Source organism: Curtobacterium sp. 179-B 9B NHS (assembly GCF_045370965.1).
Classification (GTDB): Bacteria; Actinomycetota; Actinomycetes; order Actinomycetales; family Microbacteriaceae; genus Curtobacterium.
The window spans coordinates 80,325-102,620 of the sequence record NZ_JBIQDQ010000012.1 but is presented as its reverse complement, the minus strand read 5'-3'; the positions used below and the strand labels follow the sequence as shown (position 1 = coordinate 102,620).

Sequence of the window (22,296 nt, the reverse complement as noted above, 5' to 3'; positions counted from 1 at the left end):
GCGCTGCGGAGGCGAGCCGTGCCTCCCGGCCGTGGCCCGCGGTCCCGCCGCTGCCCGCGTGCCCACCGTCGCCGCGGTGCCGCGGACCGCGTCGACGGAGCGGAGCGTCGACCGTGCAGAGCAGGAGCACCGCGACGAGCGCGAGCGCGACGGTGCCGACCTCGACCCAGCGGCCCTCGCGGACCCAGAGCACCGGGGTGGCGACGGACGGCACCCGCAGGAAGCCGACCCCGTGCACGGCGGAACGCTCGATCGGCGTCGAGTCCGCCTGCGGGTTCGCGTCGCCCTTCGTGACGACGGTGCCGTCCGGGCCGGGTTCGACGAACCGGTGCATCCGCAGGTGTCCCGGCTGGTCGGGGTCGTCCGCGAGCAGGATCTGCCCGGGCCGGATCTCCGCCGGGGCGACCGGTCGCGACACCACGACGTCGCCCGGCGCGAGGCGCGGTGCCATCGACCCGGTCATCACGGTGGTCGGGTGCCAGCCGAGGAGCGCCGGGGCGGCCGACCACAGCGCGAGCCCGAGGAGCGTCGCTACGACGGCCCGGGCCGCGGTCGCGACGACGACACGCCCCCAGTCGACGACGTCGTGGAGCACGTCGTGCGGGGTGTGACCACCGTGCACTGCGATGCTGACCATGACTGCCTTCGACCGGGGGCGTGGTGACGGGCGGGGTGCCCTGCTAGTTGTTCTGGGCCTCCCAGGTGAGACCGATCTGGGCGTTGGTGCCCTGCGCCGCGTTCGGGGTGTTCGCGGAGACGGTGTACGTGACCCTGTAGACCCGGGTCTCGCTGGCGGCACCGGTCGTGGTCCACGCGCCGAGGCCCGAGGCGAAGTTCGTCGCCTGCGTCCCGAGGGTCGGGAGCGTGTTCTCGAAGAGGGTCCCGCCGGTCGCCGCGGGGGTGAAGCCCGAGCACGACGAGAAGCCGCCGCCGGTGCCCTGCTCGATCTTGATCGTGGTGTTCTGCGCGAGCACGCTCGAGGTCGACGGCGAGGTCGCGTAGAGCTTCACGGTCGACGGCAGCGACCCGGTGGAGGTCACGGTGATGCACTTGCTGTCGACGGAGCCGGGCTTGAGGTTCGCAGCGGTGAAGAGCGCGGTGTTCGCGTCGTCGTCCGACAGCGCGACGGTGCCGGCGGTCCAGTTGCTGGTGGGGTTCGTGGTGGTGGCCGAGAAGGCCGAGTACGAGGCGGTCGACACGACGACGCCCGAGGCGACGAGGGCGGCGGGCACGGCGATCCAGGCGGCGAGACGGGCGGCGCGAGGGGACACACGGGACATGGTTGTCCTCCGGAGGAGAGATTCTGATCGATGGTGGCTCCGGACCCGCGGTGGTTGGTCGCGCTACGGTGCCTGTGTACTACGGCGATCAAGCTACTTGTCGAACGTGTTGATGACAAGAGAAGCAATGACCCCATTGTTGGGGGGTGTCTCAATCGTTGAGATACTTGTTGCATGGACCTCTGACCCGGGTCCGCCCGCGTCCCGTCGATCGCCGCCGCGATCACCACCCGAGAAGAGCCACCCCGTGACGGACACCTCCCCCGCCCTGCCTCCCCTGACCGTCACGACCGGCCTCCCCCCGGCCCCGGTCTCCCCCGACGTCGAGATCGACCTCGAGAGCGACCTCGAGAGCGACCTCGCGATCGGCGACCCGGCACCGGCGCACCGTGTCGGCACGGCCGCGGACGACGCCGGGCTCGCACGGATGATCGCGGCCTTCCGGGTCCTGCAGGTCCGGCACGCTCGGGTCCTCGCGCACGAGAGCGCCGCGCAGGGCCTCGGCATCACCGACACGCGCTTCCTGGTGCACCTCGCGGCATCGGAGGGGCAGGCGACGACACCGAAGCAGGCCGGCGACGTCCTCGAGCTGAGCACCGGTGCGATGACCTCGCTGCTCGACCGGCTCGAGCGCCACGGGCACCTCGAGCGACGCCCGAACCCGGGCGACCGGCGGAGCATCCTCGTGCACCTGACGCCGTCGGGCGCAGCCGTCGCACGGGCCGTCAGCGCCGCGTACGCCTCGGCCTTCAGCGAGGCCGTCCCCGCCACCGAGCGGAACGGCGTCGCGGCTGCCCTCGAGGCCATCGGCGCAGCGCTCGACCGGCGGCACCGCGCGGCCACCGCCCGCTGAGCGCGGACCGGGGCCCTGGAGCAGGGCCCGCACCCGCCGCGTAGCGTCGGCCGCATGACCCCTGCCGAACTCCTCACCGAAGCGTTCTCCCGCGTCCCCGAGACGGTCGAGCGTGCGCTCGACGGTCTGTCCGCGGACCAGCTCGCCGCTCGCCCGGCGGCCGGCGCGAACACCCTCGCGTGGCTCGCCTGGCACATCGCTCGCGGGCAGGACGCGCAGGTCGCCGACCTCGCCGGCTCCGAGCAGGTCTGGACCGCGGACGGCTGGGTCGATCGGTTCGACCTACCGTTCCCGGCCGACGCGCTCGGGTACGGGATGTCGCGCGACGACGTCGGTCGCGTGCGCGCCTCGGCGGACCTGTTGAACGGCTACCTCCGCGCGGTCCACGAGCGGACGGTCGCGTACGTCGCGACGCTGGCGCCGGAGGACCTCGACGCCGTCGTCGACGACGCCTGGGACCCGCCGGTGACCCGCGGCGCACGGCTCGTCAGCATCCTCGACGACTGCACGCAGCACGCCGGCCAGGCCGGCTACGTGCGCGGCCTGCTCTTCTTCAGCCGCTGACCCCTTCCGGACGGACGGGAGGCACGGTGCCAGCTGGCTCCGTGCCTCCCGTCGGTCGAGGTGGTCGCGTCTAGCGCGCCGCGAGCTCCGCGACGATGCCGTCGCCGGGGGCGGCCTGCACGAGGTCCGCCTCGATCTCGGCGTTCTCGAGGATGCCCTCGATCTTCCGGACGCGGCCACGCGGGACGAGCGTGACGACGGTGCCCTCCTTGCCGGCACGGCCGGTGCGGCCGGAGCGGTGCATGTACGCCTTGTAGTCGTCCGGGGCGTCCGCCTGCACGACGAGCGACACGTCGTCGACGTGGATGCCGCGCGCCGCGACGTCCGTCGCGACGAGGACGTTCACGCGGCCGCTCGTGAGCAGCTGCAGGTTGCGCGTGCGGCGCGACTGGTTGAGGTCACCGTGGAGCGAGGTCGCCCGGATGCCGGCGTCCTCGAACTGGTCGGCCAGGCGCTCGGCGTAGGCCCGGGTGCGGGCGAAGACGATCGTCTTGCCGTCGCCGGCGACGAGCTCCTCGAGCACCTGGTCCTTCTGGCGCTGCTCGACGACCAGCACGCGGTGGTCGATGGTCGAGGACGCCTGGTCCTCGCCGGCGACCTCGTGGACGCTCGGCTCGTGCAGGAACTCGGACACGAGCGATGCCACCTGGGCGTCGAGCGTGGCGCTGAACAGGAGCTTCTGGGCGCGGTTGCCCTGCGGCGTGACCTCGGCCGTCGCGGAGAGGATCTCGCGCACCGGCTCGAGGAACCCGAGGTCGCACATGTGGTCGGCCTCGTCGAGCACGGAGACGACGACCTCGCTGAGGTCGAGCTTCCCCTTGTTCATGAGGTCCTGCACCCGGCCGGGCGTGCCGACGATGATGTCGACGCCGCGCTCGAGGGCACCCTCCTGGCGGCCGTAGGGCACACCGCCGTAGATCTGCGTCGTGAAGAGGCCCACCGAACGGGCGATCGGCTGCACCGTGCGGTCGATCTGCAGGGCGAGCTCGCGCGTCGGGGCGAGGATGAGCGCACGCGGGGCGCGGCCCATCTTGCGCTTCGTCCCGCCGCCGTGCTCCATGAGCTTCTCGACCAGGGGTGCACCGAACGCGATCGTCTTGCCGGAACCGGTGCGGCCACGGCCGAGGACGTCCTTGCCGGACAGCACGTCGGGGATCGTCGCCGCCTGGATCGGGAACGGGGCCGTGGCACCCATCTCGGCCAGGGCGCGGGAGATGTTGCCGCCGATGCCGAGGTCGGCGAAGGTCACGCCCTCGACGTCGGCCGCGACGGTCGCCTCGGCCTGGAGCTTCTCGAGCTTGACGTCGTCCGCGGGGACGTAGGCCGGGCGCGGGTCGTCGCGGTCGCGGCGGGGCGCGCGGTCGTCGTCGGAGGAGCGGCGCTGCGGGCGGTCGTCGCGGTCGAACCGGCGCGGGGCACGGTCGTCACGGTCGGGGCGTCGGGCACCACGGTCGTCGTCACGACGGGGAGCGCGGTCGTCGCGGTCGAACCGGCGCGGGGCGCGGTCGTCACGGTCGAACCGACGAGCACCACGGTCGTCATCGCGACGGGGGGCACGGTCGTCACGATCGAACCGACGCGGGGCACGGTCGTCATCACGACGGGGCGCACGGTCGTCACGATCGAACCGACGCGGGGCACGGTCGTCACGGTCGAACCGACGCGGGGCACGGTCGTCGTCACGACGGGGCGCACGGTCGTCACGATCGAACCGACGCGGGGCACGGTCGTCACGGTCGAACCGGCGCGGGGCACGGTCGTCGTCACGACGGGGTGCGCGGTCGTCGCGGTCGAACCGACGCGGAGCACGCTCGTCACGGTCGAACCGACGAGCACCACGGTCGTCATCGCGACGAGGAGCACGGTCGTCACGGTCGAAGCGACGCGGGGCACGGTCGTCGCGGTCGTGGCCGCGACCACCACGGTCACGGTCGAACCCGCGTCCGCCGCGGTCGTCACGGCGCTGGCCGCCGTCGCGCGGCTCCCAGTTCGGGCGAGCCGGGCGCTCGCCCTGCGATGCGCGGCCGCGACGCTCCTCGGCGTCCCAGCGCTGCTTCTGCCGAGGCTGGGCCGGGTCGGCGGCGCGGTACCCGCGGTGCTTGCTGCTGCGAGCGGCGGGCGTGCCGTTCGCGTGGCGGACTCGGTCGTCGGCACGCTGACGCGCGCCCTTGTCGTACGGGGCCATTGCTACTTTCCGGGGTGCAGACGTCCCACAGCGCCCGGCAGCGACATCGGCGGGGGCTCTTCAGCGGGGAGGGGGTTCTTCCCGTCGCGGATCGACGTGAATCCAGCCCTCGAGCGCACACACACCCAAACGAGACCCGCGGTCACATGCCGCGGTGCCGAAGGCCGACCGAGCGAGTCTACGTGACACGAGCCCGCCTGGCCAGCCCCGACCGATCGACTGCCGGCCGTGCGCGGCCGTGGGCCGCGGGGCGGAGGGGTGCCGGGCCTCCAGACCGTGAGCGGGATCAGGACTCCGCGAGCCGCCGTCGCTGCTCGGCCACGTCGAAGTCGGCGGCGGGCCAGGTGAGCTGGAGGTCCTCGAGCGCGCGGAGCAGGAGCTGCTGCACGGCGAGCCGGGCGTACCACTTGCGGTTCGCGGGGACGACGTACCAGGGCGCCCGGGCCGTCGAGGTGCGGTCGAACACCGTCTGGTACGCCTGCTGGTACTCGTCCCACAGCAGACGCTCGTCGATGTCGCCCGGGGTGAACTTCCAGTGCTTGTCGGGGCGGTCCAGCCGGTCGCCGAGGCGCTCGCGCTGCTCGTCCTTCGAGATGTGCAGCATGACCTTGACGATCGTCGTGCCCTGCTCGACCAGACGGTCCTCGAAGTCGACGATCGCGCCGTACCGACGCTCGATCTCCTCGGGCGGGGCGAACGCGCGCACCTTCTGGACGAGGACGTCCTCGTAGTGGGATCGGTCGAACACACCGAGCTGCCCCGCCGCGGGGAGCTGCCGTTCGATGCGCCAGAGGAAGTCGTGCTCGCGCTCCTCGGCGGTGGGCACCCCGAAGCCCGCGTAGTGGACGCCGTTCGGGTCGACCGCGCCGACGACGTGCGAGACGATGCCGCCCTTGCCCGCGGTGTCCATCGCCTGCAGCACGAGGAGCACACGACGCTGGTCGCCGGCGGTGCTCGCGGCGTGCAGGCGTTCCTGCAGGGCGGCGAGGCGGTCGGCACCGGCGGCGAGGGCCTCGAGCCCGTCGATCTTGCGGCCGGGGAAGCCCGGCGTGCCGTCGGGGTCGACGCGGTCGAGGCGGAAACCCTCCTCGACGCGGAGCAGCGGTTCGGGGTCGGTGTTCCAGGCCTTGCGACGGCTCACGGGTCCTCCTGCGGGTCTCGTGCCCATCCTGGCACCCGGCGGATCCCGGCGTCCCTGGTGAGATCGGGCGTACCTGGCGAGATCGGGCGGCCCGGGCGCCCGGTGACTTCGGGTGTACCTGGCGAGATCGGGCACACCTGGTCGATCTGTTCGACCAGGTACGCCCGGGACGACCAGGTGTGCCCGGCTCGACCAGGTACGCCCGGCTCGACCAGGTACGCCCGGTCCGACCAGGTACGCCCGGTTCGGCCGCAGGGAGGAGCCCACTCGTCCGGACGGCGGACGCAGTGCCGAGCGGGCGGGATTAGCGTGGACGTCGATGAAGACCGGCCGCACCCTGCTCGCGCTCCTCACCGCGCTCGTGGCGACGGCCGTGCTCGGGTCGTGCAGCGGCACACCGGCGGGCGACCGGGACGACGTCGTCACCGCCGACCCCGTGATCTACCCGCTGTCGCTGCGCTACCCCGGGATCGAGGTCGTCGCCGACGTGCCCTACGGTCGAGAACCGCTGCAGCGCCTCGACGTGTGCCTGCCGCCCGACAGCGCACCGGACACCACGGCGACCCCGACGGCCCCGACGTCGACGCCAGCGACGCCGGCCGGTGACGCCACTGCGCGCGCGGACGCACGGGACACCCGTGCTGCCGGCGGCCGACCGGCCGTGATGCTCGTCCACGGGGGCAGCTGGTCGCACGGTGACAAGGCGACGGCCGCCTACCGGGCGGTGTGCCAGTACCTGGCGTCCGAGGGCTTCGTCACCGTGAACGTGGACTACCGCCTCGCACCGACGGACCCGTTCCCGGCGGGGCTCGACGACGTCCGCCGAGCGCTCGACTGGGTGTTCCGACCCGCGACGCTGGGGACCTACGACATCGACCCGGACCGCGTCGGGCTCTTCGGCGGCAGCGCGGGAGGCAACCTCGTGGCGATGCTCGCGGTGACCGACCACGAGTCGGCCGCGTGGGCCGCCGGGGACCGCATCCGCGCGGTCGTCGACCTCAGCGGTCCGACCGACCTCACGACGCGGTCGACCGAGCCGGACGGGGTGTCGGCGTCGTTCCAGCGGAAGCAGCTGCTCTACCTCGGTTGCCGGGACTACACGACGTGCCCGGCGGCACGGGCGGCCTCGCCGGGGTACCACGTCACCGACGAGACCGCTCCGTTCTTCGTGGGGCACTCCACCGACGAGTTCATCCCGCTGTGGGAGTCGCAGGAGTTCGTCGCCACCCTGCGCGAGCACGACGTCCCCGTGACGTTCGTCGCGGTCGAGGGGACGGCGCACTCGATCGCCCAGCTCGACCGGGCGATGAGCGAGCGGGTGGTGGCGTTCCTCCGCGACCGCCTCCGCTGACGGGTCCGGCCGGGCCGTGCCCCGTGCGGGTGGCACCCGGACTCGGGTGTGCGGGGGGCTGGGGCGTCCGCGCACACTCGAGGGGTGACCGACACCACGACCCGTCCCGCGCGCCCCGTCACCGAGTGGCCCACCCGGACCTCCGTCCGGACGTACGCGGAGCTGCTGCTCGGACTGTCGTTCGCCGCCGCCGTGGCCTTCGGCGGATACTCGGCGGCCACCGGGCACATGGCGATCGCCGCCCAGGGTGCCGCCATCGTGTTCCTCGTCACCCTGACCTGCGTGCTCGTGTCGTGGTTCCGGCAGGTCGACGCCGAGGAGTCCGGCACCCGCGACTGACGCGGGTCTCGGGCATCCGGACCCCGGCGTCCGCCGTCTGACGCCCAACACCCGGCGCCCGCGGTCCGGCGCCCTCGGTCCGGCACCCGCGACTGACGCCTCGAGCGTCCGGACCCCGGCGCCCGGTGTCAGTGCTCTGCTGCCGCCTCCCGCTCCGCCCGCCGGTCGGCCCGGCGTTCCCGGAAGCCCTCCACCACCGAGTACAGCGCCGGCAGCACGACGAGGGTCAACAACGTCGAGGACACCAGACCGCCGATCACCACCAGGGCGAGCGGCTGCGAGATGAAGCCCGACTTCCCCGTCAGCCCGACCGCCATCGGCAGCAGCGCGAAGATCGTCGCGAGCGCCGTCATGAGGATCGGCCGGAGTCGGCGGGTCGCTCCCTCGATCAGTGCCTCGCGGACGCGGAGCCCACGGCGGCGGTACTGGTTGACGAGGTCGATGAGCACGATCGCGTTCGTGACGACGATGCCGACGAGCATGAGCAGGCCGATGAGCGACGCGACCCCGAGCGGGATGCCCGTGACGATCTGCAGGAGCAGCGCACCGGTCGCCGCGAACGGCACCGAGAGCAGCAGCAGGATCGGCTGCAGCAGGCTCCGGAAGGTCGCGACCATGATCACGTAGACGATCAGGATCGCGACGAGCACGGCGAGCAGCAGCTGGCTGAACGCCGACGACTGGCTCGACGCGACACCGCCGATCGTCGCCGACGCACCCTTCGGCAGGTCGAGGGCATCGACGGCCGTCGTGACGTTCTGCACCGCCTGTCCGAGGTTCGTCGAGTCGGGCGTGACCGTGATGGTCGCCGTGCGCACGGCGTTCGACGTGGTGATGGTGGTCGGACCGTCGGACTGCTCGACCGTCGCGACGTCGGTCAGCGGGACCTCGCCGCTCGCGGTCGGGATCGACAGCGACTTCAGTGCGTCGATGGTGGTCGGCGGCTCCGGGTCGGCGATGTAGACGTCGAGGGTGGCGTCGTCGATCTCGACGCTGCCGGTGTCCCGCGGCGAGACCGCAGCGGCGACGATGCCGCCGACCTGGGTCTCGGTGAGCCCGCGCTCGGCGGCCTTCGTCCGGTCGACCCGGACGGCCAGGTACGGCTCGGCGGCGGACAGGTTGCTCGACGCCGCGGTGGTGCCGTCGACGCCGCGCATCTCGGTGAGGACCTTCTCCGCCGCGGTCTGCAGCTCGGCCTGGGTCGGCGCGGTGACGTCCACCTCGATGTCGCTCGACCCGCCGAAGCCGCCACCGGCGCTCGACAGGCTGACCTCGCCGACGCCGTCGATCCGCTCGATGCGGTCGCGGGCCTCGGACTGGATCGTCGTCTGGTCGACCCCGGCGTCGGTCGTGACGTTGTACTGCACGGAGGCAGATGCGCCGCCGCCGAACGCGGCCTGGATGGACTGGCCGCTCGACCCGATCGTGGTCTGCACGGTCTCGACACCGGAGACGTCCTGCAGCACCCGCTCGACCTTGCGCGCGGCGTCCGACTGCTCGTCGAGACTGGTGCCCGGCTCGAGGTCCTGCGTCACGGTGAAGGTGTTCTGCCCGGAGTCGCCGAGGTAGTTCGTCTTGACGAAGGGCACGGCCGCTGCGGTGCCGCCGAGGACGACCAGGGCGAGCACGAGGACGAGCGCCGGGCGGCCGACCGCCCAGCGGAGGACGGGCAGGTACCCGCGACGCAGCCGGTCGGACGTCCCGGCGTCGTGCAGGTCGTCGGCCGAGGTCAGCGCCCCGGTCGACGTCGGTCCAGCCGCCCCGGACGCAGCCGACACCGGTGCCGACGAGCTCGCGGGCACGGTCTCGGTCGACCCGGTCTCGGTCGATCCGGTGGTCGGCACCGCCGCGTGCCGGTGCGTCTTCGGCGCCCGGAGCCACCAGTACGCGAGCACGGGCACGATCGTCAGCGACACGAACAGCGACGCGAGCAACGCCATCGTGACCGTGAGCGCGAAGGGCCGGAACAGCTCGCCGACGAGCTCGGCGACGAACGCGACCGGCAGGAAGACCGCAACGGTCGTGAGCGTCGAGGCGGTGACCGCCCCGGCGACCTCGCGCACGGCGTCGAGCACCGCCCGCCCGCGGTCGACGCCGGGTTGCAGGTGCCGTTTGATGTTCTCGATGACGACGATCGAGTCGTCGACCACGCGGCCGATCGCGATGGTGAGCGCGGCGAGCGTGATGATGTTGAGGGTGTAGCCGGCGGCCTGCATGCCGATCGCGGCGAGCAGCACCGAGGTCGGGATCGAGATCGCGGTCACCAGCGTCGACCGCCACGACAGCAGGAACACCAGGATGACGACGACCGCGAACCCGAGGCCGAGCAGGCCCTCCTCCGCCAGGGAGTCGATGGACTGCTGGATGTAGGGCGCCTGGTCGAACACCACGGTGAACTGCGGGTCGCCGGTGACCTTGGCCTCGATGCCGGGCAGTGCGGCCTTCACCGTCTCGGAGACGTCGACGGTGTTCGCCTCCTGCGTCTTCGTGATCGCGATGGTCAGCGCGGTCTTGCCGTCGACGCGGCTGATCGAGGTGCTCGGCGACTCCTCGATCTGCACCGTCGCGACGTCACCGAGCGAGGTCGGCGTGGAGGCGGTGCTCCCGCCCGCACCGCCGGTCGCGGTCGTCCCGGTGCCGGTCGCACCGGTCTGGCCCTGGCCCGCGGCCGTCCCGCCCGCGGTGCCGTCCCCGGAACCCGCGGAGCCGGTGGCCGTGCCGGTGCTGCCGGGAGCGCCCGCGGCACTGCCGGAGTCCGTCGCAGCACCGCCCGTGGACGATCCACCGGCCGACGAGCCGGACGACCCGGACCCGCTCGACGCCGTCAGGGGCAGCCCGCGGATGTCGTCGAGCGACGCGATGCGCTGCCCGGTCTGCACCGAGAGGGTCGTGCCGTCCTGCGTGATCGTGCCACCGGGGATCAGCGTGCCGTTGTCGTCGAGGGCGTCCGAGATCGACTGCGTCGTGAGCCCCCGTGCCGCGAGCTCGTCCTCGTCCGGGGTGATCACGATGCGGCGGCCGGGGTTGCCGAAGACGTCGGCCTGCCGCACGCCGTCGAGCTTCTCGAGGTCGGGCACCGCCGTGGCGTTCAGCCGGTCGACGAGCTGCTCCTGGTTGCCCGAGGCCGTGACGGCGAGCTGCAGCACGGGCAGGTCGTCGAAGGACCCGGTGACGATCTGGGTCTGCACGGTGTCCGGCAGCGACAGGGCGTTCACCGCGGTCTGGATCTTGTCCTCGGCGCTGGCCAGGTTCGACCCGTAGTCGAACGAGGCGGACACCACGCTCTGCCCGGTCGAGGAGGTCGCACTCGTCGACTCGAGGTTCGGCACGACCTGGATGGCCTGCTCGATCTTCGTCGAGACGTCGTTCGACACGACCTCCGGCGTCGCACCGGGGTAGGCGCTGACGATCGCCACCTGGGGGAACTGGACGCTCGGGATGAGCTCCTGCTTGAGGTTCGTCAGGGCGACGCCGCCGAACACCGCGACGACGATCGTGACGAGCGCGATGAGGGCGCGGTTCCGGAGGCTGAAGACCGAGAGGAGGTGCACGTGCCGATCCTCGCAGTTCCACCTGCGAACCAGACCGCCCGGCGCAGGTCCGTGGACGAACGTGCACCTGCGGACGACCGGGCGTTCAGACCACCGCGGCGAGTGACCCCCGGGTGCCTGCTGCCTCGCCACCGATCCGCGACCACGCGCGCCCGAGCACGTCGACCAGGCGCTCCCGGTCCGCCGCGGCCGTCGTCCAGGGCACCCGGAGGAACCGCTCGAACCCGCCGTCGGGGCCGAAGACCCCACCCGACGCCAGGAGCACCCCCTCGGCCCGCGCGGCCAGGACGAGTGCGCTCGACACCGGACGGCCGAGCCCGACCCACGTCGTCAACCCGCCTGCCGGCGACGGGACGTCCCACTCGGGCAGCCGGGCGCGCAGGCCGGCCACGAGCTCGTCGCGACCGGCGCGCAGGAAGGTGCGCCGCCCCTCCAGGACGGCCGCCGTGCGCGGCACGAGCTCGCGCGCGACGAGCTGGTCGAGGACCGGCGTGCCGAGGTCGCCCGTCGGGCGGGCGAGCAGCAGGCGCTGGAGGAGCTCCGGTGCGGCCCGGACCCAACCGATGCGCAGGCCGCCCCAGAAGACCTTGGCGGCGGAGCCGATCATCACGACCGAGGCGCCCGACGGGTCGGCCGAGGCGAGCGGCGGCGCGGGGTCCCCGTCGATGCGGAGCTCCCCCATCGTCTCGTCGGCGACCACGGTCGTGCCGGTCGTCGCGGCGACGTCGAGCAGCAGCCGCCGGGTGTCCGCCGTCATGGTCGCCCCGGTCGGGTTGTGGAGCTCGGGCATGACGTAGGCGACCGCCGGGGCCGTCCGGCGCAGGGTCGTCTCGAGCGCTGCCGCGTCCCAGCCGGCGCGGGCGTCGACGGGCACGCCGACGAGTCGCGCACCGGCCTCGCGGAAGGCCTCGTGCGCGTGCGGGTACGTCGGCGACTCGACGAGCACGGTGTCGCCGCGGCGCACGAGGACGCGGGCGAGCAGTGCGATCGCGTGCTGGGCACCGATCGTGACGATCACCTGCGAGGGGTCGGTGGGCAACCCGCGCTCGGTGTACCGGTCCGCGATCGCTGCGCGGAGCCCGGGGTCGCCGACGGTGTCGTAGCCGATGCCGGCGAGCGCGGCGGGCACGGACCGGACCGCCCGCTCGACGGAGTCGGCGACCTCGGGTGCGGCGTGCAGGGCGGCCTTCCGCAGGTCGAGCAGGTCCCCGGGCACCACGCCGCCGAGTCGCTCGGGGTCGGGCCGACCGGCCAGGTCGCGCGGCAGGTGCACGACGCTGCCGGACCCGCGCAGCGACACCACGAACCCGTCGTCCCGCAGCCGGGCGTAGGCGTTCGCGACGGTCGTCCGGGAGACGCCGAGGGCCTCGGCGAGCCCGCGTTCGGCGGGCAACCGGACGCCCAGCGGCACCCGACCGTCGATGACGAGCACGCGGACGGCGTCGGACAGGGCCTCGTAGGCGGGGGCGTCGGTGCCGTCCCGCCAGTCGGCGAGCAGGAGGGCGGCGGCACGGGCGCTGAGGGAGACCGGGGGCACGGGGCCACGCTAGCCCGATTGGCTCTCGACGGCCAGGCCAATCCGGCGGGAGCATCGGTGCATGCGCCGCTCCACCGCCCTCGTGCTCCGCTCCGTCCAGCTCGCCGTCGGGCTCTTCCTCTACGGCGCCTCGACCGCGCTGCAGGTCCGCGCCGTGGTCGGCGTCGGATCGTGGACGGTCCTGACGCAGGGCCTGGAGAACGTGCTGCCCTGGTCGTTCGGCGTCATCACCGTGGCGTCGAGCGTCGTCATCCTGCTGCTCTGGATCCCGCTCCGCCAGAAGCCCGGCATCGGCACGCTCTGCAACGTGCTGGCGATCGGCCCGTCGGCCGACCTGGTGCTCTGGCTCGTGCCGGAGCCCGACGGCCTGGTCCCCCGGATCCTGCTGTTCGCCGCGGGGCTCGCGCTGCTCGCCGTCGCGACGGCCTGCTACATCGGCGCCGGGCTCGGCACCGGCGCCCGGGACGGCCTGATGGTCGGCGTGCACGAGCGGTTCGGCTGGCCGCTGTGGCTCGCCCGTACCGTCATCGAGGTCACCGTCGTCGTGGTGGGATGGCTCCTCGGCGGCGACGTCGGGGCCGGCACGGTGGTCGCGGCGTTCGCGATCGGCCCGATGGTGCAGCCGCTCATGCCGCTCTTCCGCCGCCTGCCGTGGTCCCCGCAACGCCAGGGCAGCACCCCTGGTGGCGGCGCACCGACTGCGGCTAGGGTCGCGCCATGCGACTCGGAGTGTCCTCCTACAGCTACGCCCGCTCGCTCCAGCGCGGTGCACTGACGATCCTCGACGTCGTCGACCGGGTCGCGGACGCCGGTGGCGAGCACCTCGAGATCGCCGCGGGCGGGTTCGGCGACGACCTCCCCCGGCAGCCCGAGCTCGTCGACCGGTTGCGCGAGCACGCCGCCGCCCGCGGGATCGGGCTCGCGAACCACGTGATCGGTGCGGACTTCTCGGACCCGGCGACCGTCGACGCCGAGGTCGCCCGCGTCCACGATCACCTCGACGTCGCACACCGGCTCGGGATCACGCACCTCCGCCACGACGTCGTCCCCTGGGCCTGGCGGGACGCCGACCACGCGGAGTTCGAGCGGGTGCTCGCGCAGGTGGTGCCGGTCTGCCGCGCGGTCGCCGAGCACGCCGCGACGCTCGGCATCACGACGATGGTCGAGAACCACGGCTTCGCCTTCAACGACAGCGAGCGGATCCTGCGACTGGTGCACGAGGTCGACCACCCGGGCTTCCGCGCGCTGCTCGACGTCGGCAACTTCGTCTGCCTCGACGACGACCCGCTGCGCGCGGTCCAGCGGGTGCTGCCGGTCGCAGCGGTCGTGCACCTCAAGGACTTCCTGGTGCGCGAGACCCCGCCGGCGGCGGACGGGTGGCTCACCACGCTGGCCGGTCGCGCCGTCCTCGGCACGGTGGTCGGGCACGGCGACCTGCCGCTCGGCCGGATCGTCGAGCGGATCGTCGCCAGCGGGTTCGACGGGCCGGTGTCGATCGAGTTCGAGGGACTCGAGGACGACGTCGACGCGGTCGAGCGCGGACTCACGAACGCACGCCGCCTGTGGGCGGCGGCCGGTGGCTCCTGACGCGACCGCCCGGCGGTCGGGCCGCACCCGCTGACGGACTGGAGGCGCGGCGCCGGCCGGCACCGCGCCTCCAGGCCGTCAGCGGGTCGGGTCAGACGGACCGCACCCGCACCGTCTCGCCGGTCGCGGCCGACTCCTGCGCTGCCAGCACGATCGCCAGGGTGCGCAGTCCCACGGCCGCGTCGGGCTGGGGCTGCTCGCCGGAGCGCACCGCGGCGACGAACGTGTCGAGCATCGCGGCGTCGAAGTCCGGCCCGTAGGGCAGGACGACCGACCGGCCGCTCGCGGCGTCGAGCCCGCGGACGCTGGGCCGGAAGAAGTCGACGTCCACCGATCCCTCGGTCCCGACGACGGTGAGGGCCAGCCCACCCCACGCCGGCGAGGTGTCCGGACGGCTCCACGAGCAGTCGATCGCCGCGATCGTGCCGTCGGCGTAGGTGATGGTGACCAGACCGGCGGTCTCGGCCTGCGCGCGCGACGCGTGCAGCACCCGGTTCGTGACCGCCGTGACGGTCTCGGCCGGCGTGCCGTCCAGGAGCTCGTCGAGCAGGTCCGCGATGTGCACGACGTGGTCGACGATCGCGCCGCCGCCGGACAGTCCGGGTTCCGTGAACCACGAGCGGGTCAGCGGCAGCATGCCGTTGTTGGCACCGCGGACCGAGAACACCTCGCCGAGGCGGCCGGACCGCTTCGTCGCGGCGAGCCGGGCGAAGGTGCTCGCGAAGCGGACCGGGAAGGCGACCATGAGCAGCACGCCGGCGGCCTCGGCGGCGGCGCGCATCGCGAGCCCGTCCTCCCAGGTCGTGGCGAGCGGCTTCTCGCACAGCACGTGGGCCCCGGCGGCGGCGGCCTGTTCGACCAGGGCACGGTGCCGGGCGTTCTCGCTCGTGACCACCACGGCGTCGACCCCGCTCGCCAGCAGCTCCTCGACGGTGTCGACGTACGCGACCCCGAGGGCATCCGCGAGTGCACGACCGCGCAGGTCGACCAGGTCGGTGCCCGTCGAGGTGCCGTCCGGGTCGGTGCCGACGACCTCGACGTCGGGCATCGCCTGCAGCGCGGACAGGTAGGACAGGGCGTGCGTGTGCGCGAAGGACAGCACGCCGATGCGCAGGGCGGTCACGCCGTCGCCCCCTCGTGCGTCCCGGCCGCCGGGGCGGGCTCGAGGTCGACGGGCTGCCCCGTCGCGACCGACCGCAGCGCGGCGTTGACGATGCGGACCGCGGTGGCGCCGTCCTCGGCGGACACGCGGGGCACCACGCCGCCACGGAAGGCCCCGAGGTACTCGCGGATCTCGAGGAAGTACGGGTCCTCGGCGGGGTCGAGCTCGGGCAGGTCGCCGCCGACCCCGGCTTCGTCGAGGAGCTCCGCCGTGTAGTTCCGCTCGGCGCGGGAGTCGTGCGACAGGGACCCGAGGGTGCCGGTGGCGGAGAACTCGGTGACGAACGGCAGGTGCGCCGGCCCCCAGATGCCCGCGACGTGGCTGATCGCCCCGGACGCGTGGGTGAGCAGCACGTGCGCCGCCTCGACCGGGTGGTCGACGGTGCCCTTGCGGACGTGCACCGCGCTGACCCGGACGACGTCGCCGGCGATCCACCGTGCGATGTCCAGGTCGTGGATCATCTGGTCCATGATGATGCCGCCCGAGAGCTCGGGGTCGGCGAACCAGGCGGAGCGGGTCGGGAACGCACCCGAGCGGACGAACCGCAGGACGGCCAGTTCGCCGAGCTGCCCGGCCTCGACCGCGGCCTTGAGACGGACGTACTCGGGGAAGTAGCGGACCACGTGTGCCGGGTAGAGCTGGCGACCGGCCTCGTGCGCGAGCCGGACCAGGTCGTCGGCGTCCGCGTCGGTGCGGGCGAGCGGCTTCTCGCTGATGACGTCCTTGCCGGCGGCGAGCGCCGCGCGCACGACCTCGGCGTGGGCGTACGTGGGGACGACGACGTCCACCACGTCGACGCGGGCGAGGAGTTCGTCGAGCGAGTCGACCACCTCGCCGCCGTGTGCTGCGACGAGGTCCTCGGCGCCGACCTCGGAGAAGACGACGACGTCCCCGATCCGGAGCAGGTTCGGCAGGTGCGCGTGGGCGATCACCCCCGCGCCGACGAGGCCGATCCGGAGTCGCTGAGCGGTCATGGGGTCCTCCTGGTTCGTGGTGGTGCGGTGTCCGTGGTGGGTTCGGCGCCGTGGGCAGCGGTGGTGGCGGCAGGCGGCGCAGGGGCCGACTGCGCTGCGGTCGACTGCGCTGCGGTCGACTGCGCTGCGGTCGACTGCGCAGCGGTGCGGGCGAGCAGGGCTGCTCCCGCCAGGCCGGCACCGGCGCCCGCGAGGGACTGCTCGATGCGGGGCGCGGGACGCCAGCCGAGCTGCGCGTCCACCGCGGTGCGCAGCGGGGCGAGCAGGCGTTCCCCGGACTCGCCGAGTCCGCCGCCGACGACGACCACCGCCGGGTCGAGCACGGCGGACAGGATCGCGATCCCGGCGGCGAGCGCGTCGACCGCGTCGGCCCAGACCGCGGCGGCCTCGGGGTCGGTGTCCACGGCGGCGACGATCTCCTCGGTCGCGCCGTCGATCGTGCCGCCGGCCGCGCGGTAGCGCCGTCGGATGTTCCGTGCGGAGGCGTACACCTCGACGCACCCGCGCTGCCCGCACGTGCAGGGCTCGCCGCCCGGTCGGACGCACACGTGTCCGACCTCGCCGGCACCTCCGGCTGCCCCGACCACCAGGCGCCCGTCGACGACCAGGCTCGCGGAGACGCCGGTCCCGATCGGGATGAAGACCAGCTCGGCGACGTCCCGGCCCGCCGCGGTGCGTGCTGCGATCTCGGCCGTCGCGGCAGCGCGGGCGTCGTGCGCGACGGCGACGGGGACGCCGTACCGGTCGCGCAGGAGTCCGGCGAGGGGCAGGTCGTGCCAGTCGAGGTTGACCGCGACGACCACCGTCCCGGTCTCGGCGTCGACGACCCCGGGCGTGCAGAGACCGATGGCGGCGAGCGGGTGCCCGGCGGCGGCGGCTGCTGCGGCGAGTCGGTCGACGACGGCGGTGACGGCGGCGAGCGCCGGACCGCCCACGGCGGCGTCCGTGGCCGCCGCGTGCGCGTCGGTCGCCGCGTGCGCGTCGGTCGCCGCGACCGGCGCCAGGGTGGGGACGACCGCGCGGTCGAGGACGACGTCACCGACCCGGACCATCCCCTTGACGGTGGTGCCGCCGACGTCGACGGCGACGACCGCGCCCGATGCCTCCCGGCCGCCGTGCGAGCCCGTGCCCGCGGCGCTCATGCCGTCCGCTCCGTCGCCGCGCGGGCGAGTTCGTCGACGCGTGCCGGTGCGAGCACCTCGTCGATCGCGAGCACCGTCGCCCCGCGGATGCCGGCGTCGCGCGGGGACGAGCTCGCCCGGACGTCGAGGGCGTCCGCGACCATCGGCAGGCACGACCGGTAGAGCTCCCCGCGGATCGTCGCGACCAGGACGGACGACGCCGACATCGCCCCCGCCAGCACGACCTCGCACGGGTTGCAGAAGTTCACGATGCCGGAGAGCACGCGGCCGATGTGCTCCCCCGCCCGGCGGAGCTCGTCGAGGACGACCGCGTCGCCCTGCGCCGCGAGCGCGAGCACGTCGCTCGTCCCGCCGACCTGCCGTCCGCCCGCGCGCAGCCGCGCCACGATCGCTCCCCCGGACGCCACCGACTCGAGGCAGTCCGGCACGCCGCAGGTGCAGCCGATCGCGGCCTGGCCGTCGACCGGGGTGTGGCTGATCTCGCCGGCGGCACCGCTCACCCCGCGGTGCAGGCGCCCGTCGAGCAGCACCCCCGAGCCGATGCGGGTGCCGAGCTTCACCGCGACGAGCGTGCCCGTGCGGTCGGGGCCCGGACGCTCGGCCAGGGCGATGAGGTTCGCGTCGTTCTCCACGAGGACGGGGGCGTCGGTGTGCTCGGCGAAGAGCTCGGGCAGCACGGCACCGTGCCACGACGGCTCGAACGACGGGGTCGCGATGCTGCCGCCCGGGTACGACACGGGCGCGGGGACGCTGATCGCGGCCCCGCGGAAGCGGGTCGTGTCGAGGCCGGCGTCGCGGGCGAGCTCGACGAACCGGTCCCACAGCGCGGCGACCGACGCCCGCGGTCCGGCGGCGACGGGCACCGTCGCGGCGCCGTGCTCGAGGGCGTCGGTGTCGGCGACGATCCGGCCGGCCAGGTCGGTGAGCACGATGCGCACGTGGTGGGCGCCGAGGTCGGCCGCGGCGACGAAGCCGGCGTCCGCCACGAGTTCGAGCCGCCGGGCACGCCGGCCGCCGCGGGACCCCTCGGCGCCGCTCTCGCGCACGAGCCCGAGCGCGGTCAGTGCGTCGACCCGGGCCGAGGCCGTGGACGGTGCGAGTCCGGTGCTCCTGGCGATGCTCGAGCGCGAGGTCGTGTCCGAGACGCGGATCAGTCGGAGGACGTCCCCGACGGACCCGGGGTTCCGGTCCATGTCCTGGAAGTGCTGCTCGTGCATGCCGACACTGTAGCGACGAAACGGTCGATTATCGAACGAAGTCGTTGCAGATTCGACTGTTTACTTTTGGTGATCGAACGGTAATCTGCTCGAAACAGCCGATTCCTAGCGTTCAACGACGAGCCAAGAGGAGGTCCGCATGACGAGTGCGGTTGAGAACCCGGCCCGGGTGCGTGTCCCCGGTCGACGGTCGTCCACTGCGGACGCGAGCCGGATGGAACGACGCGAGGGCCGAGCGGGCTACGTGCTCATCGCCCCGACGACGGTGCTGCTGGCGCTGTTCTACCTGTACCCACTGGCGCAGACCGTCTTCTACTCGTTCACCGACTGGAACCCCGCGTCCGGCGAGACGAACGGCTTCGTCGGCCTGTCGAACTTCACCGGGCTGTTCCAGGACGGCGAGTTCGTCCGGGCGGCCGGCAACACGGCGCTGTACGTGGTGGTCGTGGTGCCGATCACGATGGCCCTCGGGCTGTTCTTCGCGGCACTGCTGGCGCAGCCGTTCCGCGGTCGCGGCGTCTACCGGGCACTGCTGTTCGTGCCGTACATCGCCCCGATCGTCGGCAGCGCACTGATCTTCAGCTTCATCCTGTCGCCGCTCGGCGGTCTGGTGAACGGCGTGGTCACCGCGCTCGGTGCTCCCCCGATCGGCTTCCTGACGTCCGAGCCGTGGGCCCTGGTCTCGGTGATCGTGTTCTCGATCTGGCAGGGCGTCGGGTACACGATGATCATCTACTCGGCCGCGCTCACGAACATCCCGGCGTCCTACATGGAGGCCGCGACGCTCGACGGCGCCGGGCCGATCCGCCGCTTCTTCCGGATCTCGCTCCCCCTGGTCGCCCCGACCACGGGCTTCCTCGCGATCACCGGCGTGATCGGCGCGCTGCAGGTCTTCACGCAGGTCTACGTCCTGACCCAGGGCGGCCCGATCAACTCGAGCGAGACGATCCTCTACTACATCTACAACCAGGGCTTCGTGTTCTTCCACGGTGGCTCGGCCAGCGCTGCCGCCGTGCTCCTGCTCATCGTCGGCATCCTCGTCGCGGTCGTCCAGCTGCGGGTCATCAACCGCCGCGATCCCGTCGAGCTGAACTAGGACCGCCACCGTGACCCAGATCGCCTCCCGCACCCTCCCGGCGGACGCACACCGCGCCTCCCGTCCGCACCGCAGCCGCCCGTTCGGCGTGCTGTTCCGCAAGCACTCACCCGCCGTCCTGCGGCACGTCATCCTGCTCGTCGCGGTCGTGCTGTTCTTCGGCCCGTTCCTCTGGATGCTGCTGACGAGCTTCAAGTCCTCGGAGGAGGCGCTCGCCTTCCCGCCGACCTTCCTGCCGCGGCAGTGGGAGCTGTCGAACTACACCGACATCTTCACCGTCGCCCCCTTCGGGCTGTACTTCTTCAACTCGACGGTCGTGGCGATCGCGACCACCCTCGGGCAGATCGTGACGAGCCTGGCTGCGGGCTTCGCGTTCTCGCGCCTGAAGTTCCCCGGCAAGAACATCGTGTTCGTCGTCCTGCTCGCCGCGCTCCTCGTGCCGTTCGAGGTCGTGTTCACGCCCCTCATCACCCTGCTGTCCTCGCTGCACTGGCTGAACAGCTACCAGGGCCTCATCGTCCCGAACATCCCGTCGATCCTCGGCACCTTCCTCTTCCGGCAGTTCTTCACGTCGTTCCCGAGCGAGATCGAGGACGCCAGCCGGGTGGACGGTGCCGGGGTGTGGCGGCGGATGTGGTCCGTCGTGACGCCGATGGCGACCCCGATGATCGGGTCCTTCGCGGTCCTGTCGTTCGTCTACAACTGGAACAACTTCTTCTTCCAGTTCCTCGTGGCGTCGCGGACCGAGTTCTTCACCGTCTCCGTCGGCCTCACGCAGCTGCAGTCCGCGAACGCGAGCCAGAGCTTCAACCTGCTGATGGCCGGCTCGACGCTGGCGATCCTGCCGGTCTTCATCGTCTTCATCATCTTCCAGAAGCAGATCGTGTCGGCCATGGCCGGCGGACTCCGCTGATCCCGCACCGCCCCTCGCTCCACTCCTCCTCATCACCCTCCGCTCCACGCGGAGGCACCCTTCGCTCCACCCGAAGTCCGAGAAAGGACGACTCATGCGCAAGCGACTGCTCGGCGCCACGGCCCTCGCCGTGGGTGCCGCACTGGCCCTGTCCGGGTGTTCCGGCGGCTCCGTCACCGGCAACTCCGGCGGCAGCGGCGGCAAGACCACGATCACGGTCTGGCACAACTACACGGGGCCGCAGGCCACCGAGGTGAAGAAGCTCATCGACGAGTACAACTCCTCGCAGGACGAGATCGACGTCCAGCCCCAGTACGCGGCCTCGTCCGACCAGTTCGACGCGAAGCTCATCAACGCGCTGAAGAACGACACCGGTCCCGACATGGTGCTCGGCGACAGCACCCCGCAGCAGACCGGCGAGGTGATCCAGACCGGCAAGGTCCTGCCGCTCGAGGACCACCTGTCGAGCGGTGACGTCACGAAGGACAGCTTCACCGAGGGCATGCTCTCGACCGGCGAGTTCGACGGCAAGCAGTACACGCTGCCGACCGACATCGGCGACTACGCCGTCGTCTACAACAAGGAGATGTTCAAGGCCGCGGGCATCACCGACACCCCGACGACGTGGTCGGAGTTCCAGGACGACGCGAAGAAGCTCACCAAGGGCACGACCCAGTACGGCGCCTACCTGCCGATCGGCACCGGTGAGTGGCCGGTCTTCACGTGGCAGTCGATGCTCTGGGGTGCCGGCGGCGACTTCCTCAACGAGGACAACACCAAGGTCGAGTTCAACAGCGACGCGGGCGTGAAGGCCCTCACCGCGTGGACGGACATGCTGCAGGACGGCTCGGCCTACCCGCAGTCGCTCCTGACCACCTCGACGAACGGCGCCGTCCCCGCGCTCACGTCGAAGAAGGCCGCGATGGCGATCACCGGCGCGTACGACCTGTCGACCATCGACAGCACGCTCGGCAAGGAGAACGTCGGTGTCTTCCCGCTCCCGGGCATCGACGAGCCGGCGATGAACCTCGGCACGAACAACTCGTACATCATCGAGACGACGACCGCGAAGCAGGACGCCTCGTGGAAGTTCCTGCAGTGGTGGCTCAGCCCGGACACCCAGGCGAAGTGGGACATCGCGACCGGCCTGCTCCCCGCGAACCAGGCCACGGCGGACAACGCGACGTGGAAGCAGTACCTGGACGAGAACCCGCGCCTCAAGGCCTTCGCCGACGAGCTCGAGTACGCCAAGGCCCGTCCGTCGATCACCGCGTACGGCGAGGTGAGCGCGGCGCTGTCGACGCAGCTGCAGTCCGCGATGCTGCTGAAGACCAGCCCGAAGGAGGCCCTCGACGCGGCGGCGGAGAAGGCACAGGCGGCGCTGGACGACGCCGCGAAGTAGGC

At 72.7% G+C, this 22,296-nt stretch carries 19 protein-coding genes; 9 read left to right on the top strand and 10 right to left on the bottom strand.

The genetic code is table 11. The features are described 5' to 3' along the window. Both ACH0A8_RS11570 and ACH0A8_RS11565 read right to left on the bottom strand, forming a co-directional pair. Positions 1 to 637, bottom strand: a 637-nt coding sequence (locus tag ACH0A8_RS11570; RefSeq protein ID WP_406907243.1) for a S24/S26 family peptidase, incomplete at its 3' end; no start/stop codon positions are given. Between the two features lie 43 nt (positions 638 to 680). Continuing rightward, complete coding sequence (locus tag ACH0A8_RS11565) at positions 681 to 1,280, bottom strand: hypothetical protein (protein ID WP_066652201.1); 600 nt, start codon at positions 1,278 to 1,280, stop codon at positions 681 to 683. Positions 1,281 to 1,527: 247 nt separating this feature from the next. Here ACH0A8_RS11565 and ACH0A8_RS11560 point away from each other — a divergent pair, with 247 nt between their 5' ends. Together ACH0A8_RS11560 and ACH0A8_RS11555 are read left to right on the top strand one after the other, a co-directional pair. Next, positions 1,528 to 2,133, top strand: coding sequence for a MarR family transcriptional regulator (locus ACH0A8_RS11560; protein ID WP_406907242.1), 606 nt, complete (start codon positions 1,528 to 1,530; stop codon positions 2,131 to 2,133). Between the two features lie 54 nt (positions 2,134 to 2,187). Beyond that, positions 2,188 to 2,697, top strand: coding sequence for a mycothiol transferase (locus tag ACH0A8_RS11555; protein ID WP_066652197.1), 510 nt, complete (start codon positions 2,188 to 2,190; stop codon positions 2,695 to 2,697). A 70-nt stretch (positions 2,698 to 2,767) separates the two neighbouring features. Here the strand turns inward: ACH0A8_RS11555 and ACH0A8_RS11550 are convergent, their stop codons facing one another. Then, a complete protein-coding gene (locus tag ACH0A8_RS11550; protein WP_406907241.1) occupies positions 2,768 to 4,882 on the bottom strand; it encodes a DEAD/DEAH box helicase in 2,115 nt (704 codons plus the stop codon). 286 nt (positions 4,883 to 5,168) lie between these two features. Beyond that, complete coding sequence (locus ACH0A8_RS11545) at positions 5,169 to 6,050, bottom strand: PPK2 family polyphosphate kinase (RefSeq protein WP_406907240.1); 882 nt, start codon at positions 6,048 to 6,050, stop codon at positions 5,169 to 5,171. 292 nt (positions 6,051 to 6,342) lie between these two features. Here ACH0A8_RS11545 and ACH0A8_RS11540 point away from each other — a divergent pair, with 292 nt between their 5' ends. Together ACH0A8_RS11540 and ACH0A8_RS11535 are read left to right on the top strand one after the other, a co-directional pair. Then, positions 6,343 to 7,374 carry an alpha/beta hydrolase gene (locus ACH0A8_RS11540; protein WP_066652193.1) on the top strand — a complete coding sequence of 344 codons (1,032 nt, stop codon included), beginning with the start codon at positions 6,343 to 6,345 and terminating at the stop codon, positions 7,372 to 7,374. An 84-nt stretch (positions 7,375 to 7,458) separates the two neighbouring features. Then, positions 7,459 to 7,713 (top strand): hypothetical protein, encoded by a 255-nt coding sequence (locus tag ACH0A8_RS11535; RefSeq protein ID WP_406907239.1) that lies wholly within the window; start codon positions 7,459 to 7,461, stop codon positions 7,711 to 7,713. A gap of 128 nt (positions 7,714 to 7,841) precedes the next feature. Here the strand turns inward: ACH0A8_RS11535 and ACH0A8_RS11530 are convergent, their stop codons facing one another. Together ACH0A8_RS11530 and ACH0A8_RS11525 are read right to left on the bottom strand one after the other, a co-directional pair. Next, complete coding sequence (locus ACH0A8_RS11530; protein WP_400428152.1) at positions 7,842 to 11,264, bottom strand: efflux RND transporter permease subunit; 3,423 nt, start codon at positions 11,262 to 11,264, stop codon at positions 7,842 to 7,844. A gap of 85 nt (positions 11,265 to 11,349) precedes the next feature. Then, positions 11,350 to 12,801: a PLP-dependent aminotransferase family protein gene (locus ACH0A8_RS11525; RefSeq protein ID WP_406907238.1), complete on the bottom strand. Its 1,452-nt coding sequence runs from the start codon at positions 12,799 to 12,801 to the stop codon at positions 11,350 to 11,352. 61 nt (positions 12,802 to 12,862) lie between these two features. Here ACH0A8_RS11525 and ACH0A8_RS11520 point away from each other — a divergent pair, with 61 nt between their 5' ends. Beyond that, on the top strand, positions 12,863 to 13,576 hold the full coding sequence (locus ACH0A8_RS11520) for a YitT family protein (protein WP_245171599.1): 714 nt from the start codon (positions 12,863 to 12,865) through the stop codon (positions 13,574 to 13,576). After that, positions 13,519 to 14,388 carry a sugar phosphate isomerase/epimerase family protein gene (locus ACH0A8_RS11515; RefSeq protein WP_406907237.1) on the top strand — a complete coding sequence of 290 codons (870 nt, stop codon included), beginning with the start codon at positions 13,519 to 13,521 and terminating at the stop codon, positions 14,386 to 14,388. The genes ACH0A8_RS11520 and ACH0A8_RS11515 overlap by 58 nt, the downstream gene beginning before the upstream one ends. A 91-nt stretch (positions 14,389 to 14,479) precedes the next feature. On the opposite strand, the gene ACH0A8_RS11510 is transcribed toward ACH0A8_RS11515, so the two are convergent. Genes ACH0A8_RS11510 through ACH0A8_RS11495 form a run of 4 tightly spaced genes read right to left on the bottom strand, consistent with a single transcriptional unit; the run spans position 14,480 to position 18,883 of the window. Beyond that, the gene (locus ACH0A8_RS11510) at positions 14,480 to 15,511 is read right to left on the bottom strand and encodes a Gfo/Idh/MocA family protein (protein WP_271826260.1); all 1,032 of its coding nucleotides are present in this window, start codon (positions 15,509 to 15,511) and stop codon (positions 14,480 to 14,482) included. Continuing rightward, positions 15,508 to 16,524: a Gfo/Idh/MocA family protein gene (locus ACH0A8_RS11505; RefSeq protein WP_066652184.1), complete on the bottom strand. Its 1,017-nt coding sequence runs from the start codon at positions 16,522 to 16,524 to the stop codon at positions 15,508 to 15,510. The genes ACH0A8_RS11510 and ACH0A8_RS11505 overlap by 4 nt, the downstream gene beginning before the upstream one ends. Further along, positions 16,521 to 17,666 carry an ROK family protein gene (locus tag ACH0A8_RS11500; protein WP_406907236.1) on the bottom strand — a complete coding sequence of 382 codons (1,146 nt, stop codon included), beginning with the start codon at positions 17,664 to 17,666 and terminating at the stop codon, positions 16,521 to 16,523. Before ACH0A8_RS11500 ends, ACH0A8_RS11505 begins: the two co-directional genes overlap by 4 nt. Next, positions 17,663 to 18,883, bottom strand: coding sequence for an ROK family protein (locus ACH0A8_RS11495; RefSeq protein WP_406907235.1), 1,221 nt, complete (start codon positions 18,881 to 18,883; stop codon positions 17,663 to 17,665). The genes ACH0A8_RS11500 and ACH0A8_RS11495 overlap by 4 nt, the downstream gene beginning before the upstream one ends. Before the next feature lie 139 nt (positions 18,884 to 19,022). On the opposite strand from ACH0A8_RS11495, the gene ACH0A8_RS11490 reads away from it, so the two are divergent. From ACH0A8_RS11490 to ACH0A8_RS11480, 3 genes are all read left to right on the top strand, one after another. Further along, the gene (locus ACH0A8_RS11490; protein ID WP_081984625.1) at positions 19,023 to 19,979 is read left to right on the top strand and encodes a carbohydrate ABC transporter permease; all 957 of its coding nucleotides are present in this window, start codon (positions 19,023 to 19,025) and stop codon (positions 19,977 to 19,979) included. A 10-nt stretch (positions 19,980 to 19,989) separates the two neighbouring features. Then, positions 19,990 to 20,892: a carbohydrate ABC transporter permease gene (locus ACH0A8_RS11485; protein WP_066652173.1), complete on the top strand. Its 903-nt coding sequence runs from the start codon at positions 19,990 to 19,992 to the stop codon at positions 20,890 to 20,892. Positions 20,893 to 20,986: 94 nt separating this feature from the next. Beyond that, a complete protein-coding gene (locus tag ACH0A8_RS11480; protein ID WP_406907234.1) occupies positions 20,987 to 22,294 on the top strand; it encodes an ABC transporter substrate-binding protein in 1,308 nt (435 codons plus the stop codon). Positions 22,295 to 22,296: the final 2 nt, after the last annotated feature.

Excerpts from the sequence above, each read along its gene's own strand:
- ACH0A8_RS11565 (WP_066652201.1), bottom strand. The coding sequence starts at position 1,280 with ATGTCCCGTGTGTCCCCTCGCGCCGCCCGTCTCGCCGCCTGGATCGCC.
- ACH0A8_RS11555 (WP_066652197.1), top strand. The coding sequence starts at position 2,188 with ATGACCCCTGCCGAACTCCTCACCGAAGCGTTCTCCCGCGTCCCCGAG.
- ACH0A8_RS11550 (WP_406907241.1), bottom strand. The coding sequence starts at position 4,882 with ATGGCCCCGTACGACAAGGGCGCGCGTCAGCGTGCCGACGACCGAGTC.
- ACH0A8_RS11545 (WP_406907240.1), bottom strand. The coding sequence starts at position 6,050 with ATGGGCACGAGACCCGCAGGAGGACCCGTGAGCCGTCGCAAGGCCTGG.
- ACH0A8_RS11540 (WP_066652193.1), top strand. The coding sequence starts at position 6,343 with ATGAAGACCGGCCGCACCCTGCTCGCGCTCCTCACCGCGCTCGTGGCG.
- ACH0A8_RS11520 (WP_245171599.1), top strand. The coding sequence starts at position 12,863 with ATGCGCCGCTCCACCGCCCTCGTGCTCCGCTCCGTCCAGCTCGCCGTC.
- ACH0A8_RS11515 (WP_406907237.1), top strand. The coding sequence starts at position 13,519 with ATGCGACTCGGAGTGTCCTCCTACAGCTACGCCCGCTCGCTCCAGCGC.
- ACH0A8_RS11505 (WP_066652184.1), bottom strand. The coding sequence starts at position 16,524 with ATGACCGCTCAGCGACTCCGGATCGGCCTCGTCGGCGCGGGGGTGATC.
- ACH0A8_RS11500 (WP_406907236.1), bottom strand. The coding sequence starts at position 17,666 with ATGAGCGCCGCGGGCACGGGCTCGCACGGCGGCCGGGAGGCATCGGGC.
- ACH0A8_RS11495 (WP_406907235.1), bottom strand. The coding sequence starts at position 18,883 with ATGCACGAGCAGCACTTCCAGGACATGGACCGGAACCCCGGGTCCGTC.
- ACH0A8_RS11490 (WP_081984625.1), top strand. The coding sequence starts at position 19,023 with ATGACGAGTGCGGTTGAGAACCCGGCCCGGGTGCGTGTCCCCGGTCGA.
- ACH0A8_RS11480 (WP_406907234.1), top strand. The coding sequence starts at position 20,987 with ATGCGCAAGCGACTGCTCGGCGCCACGGCCCTCGCCGTGGGTGCCGCA.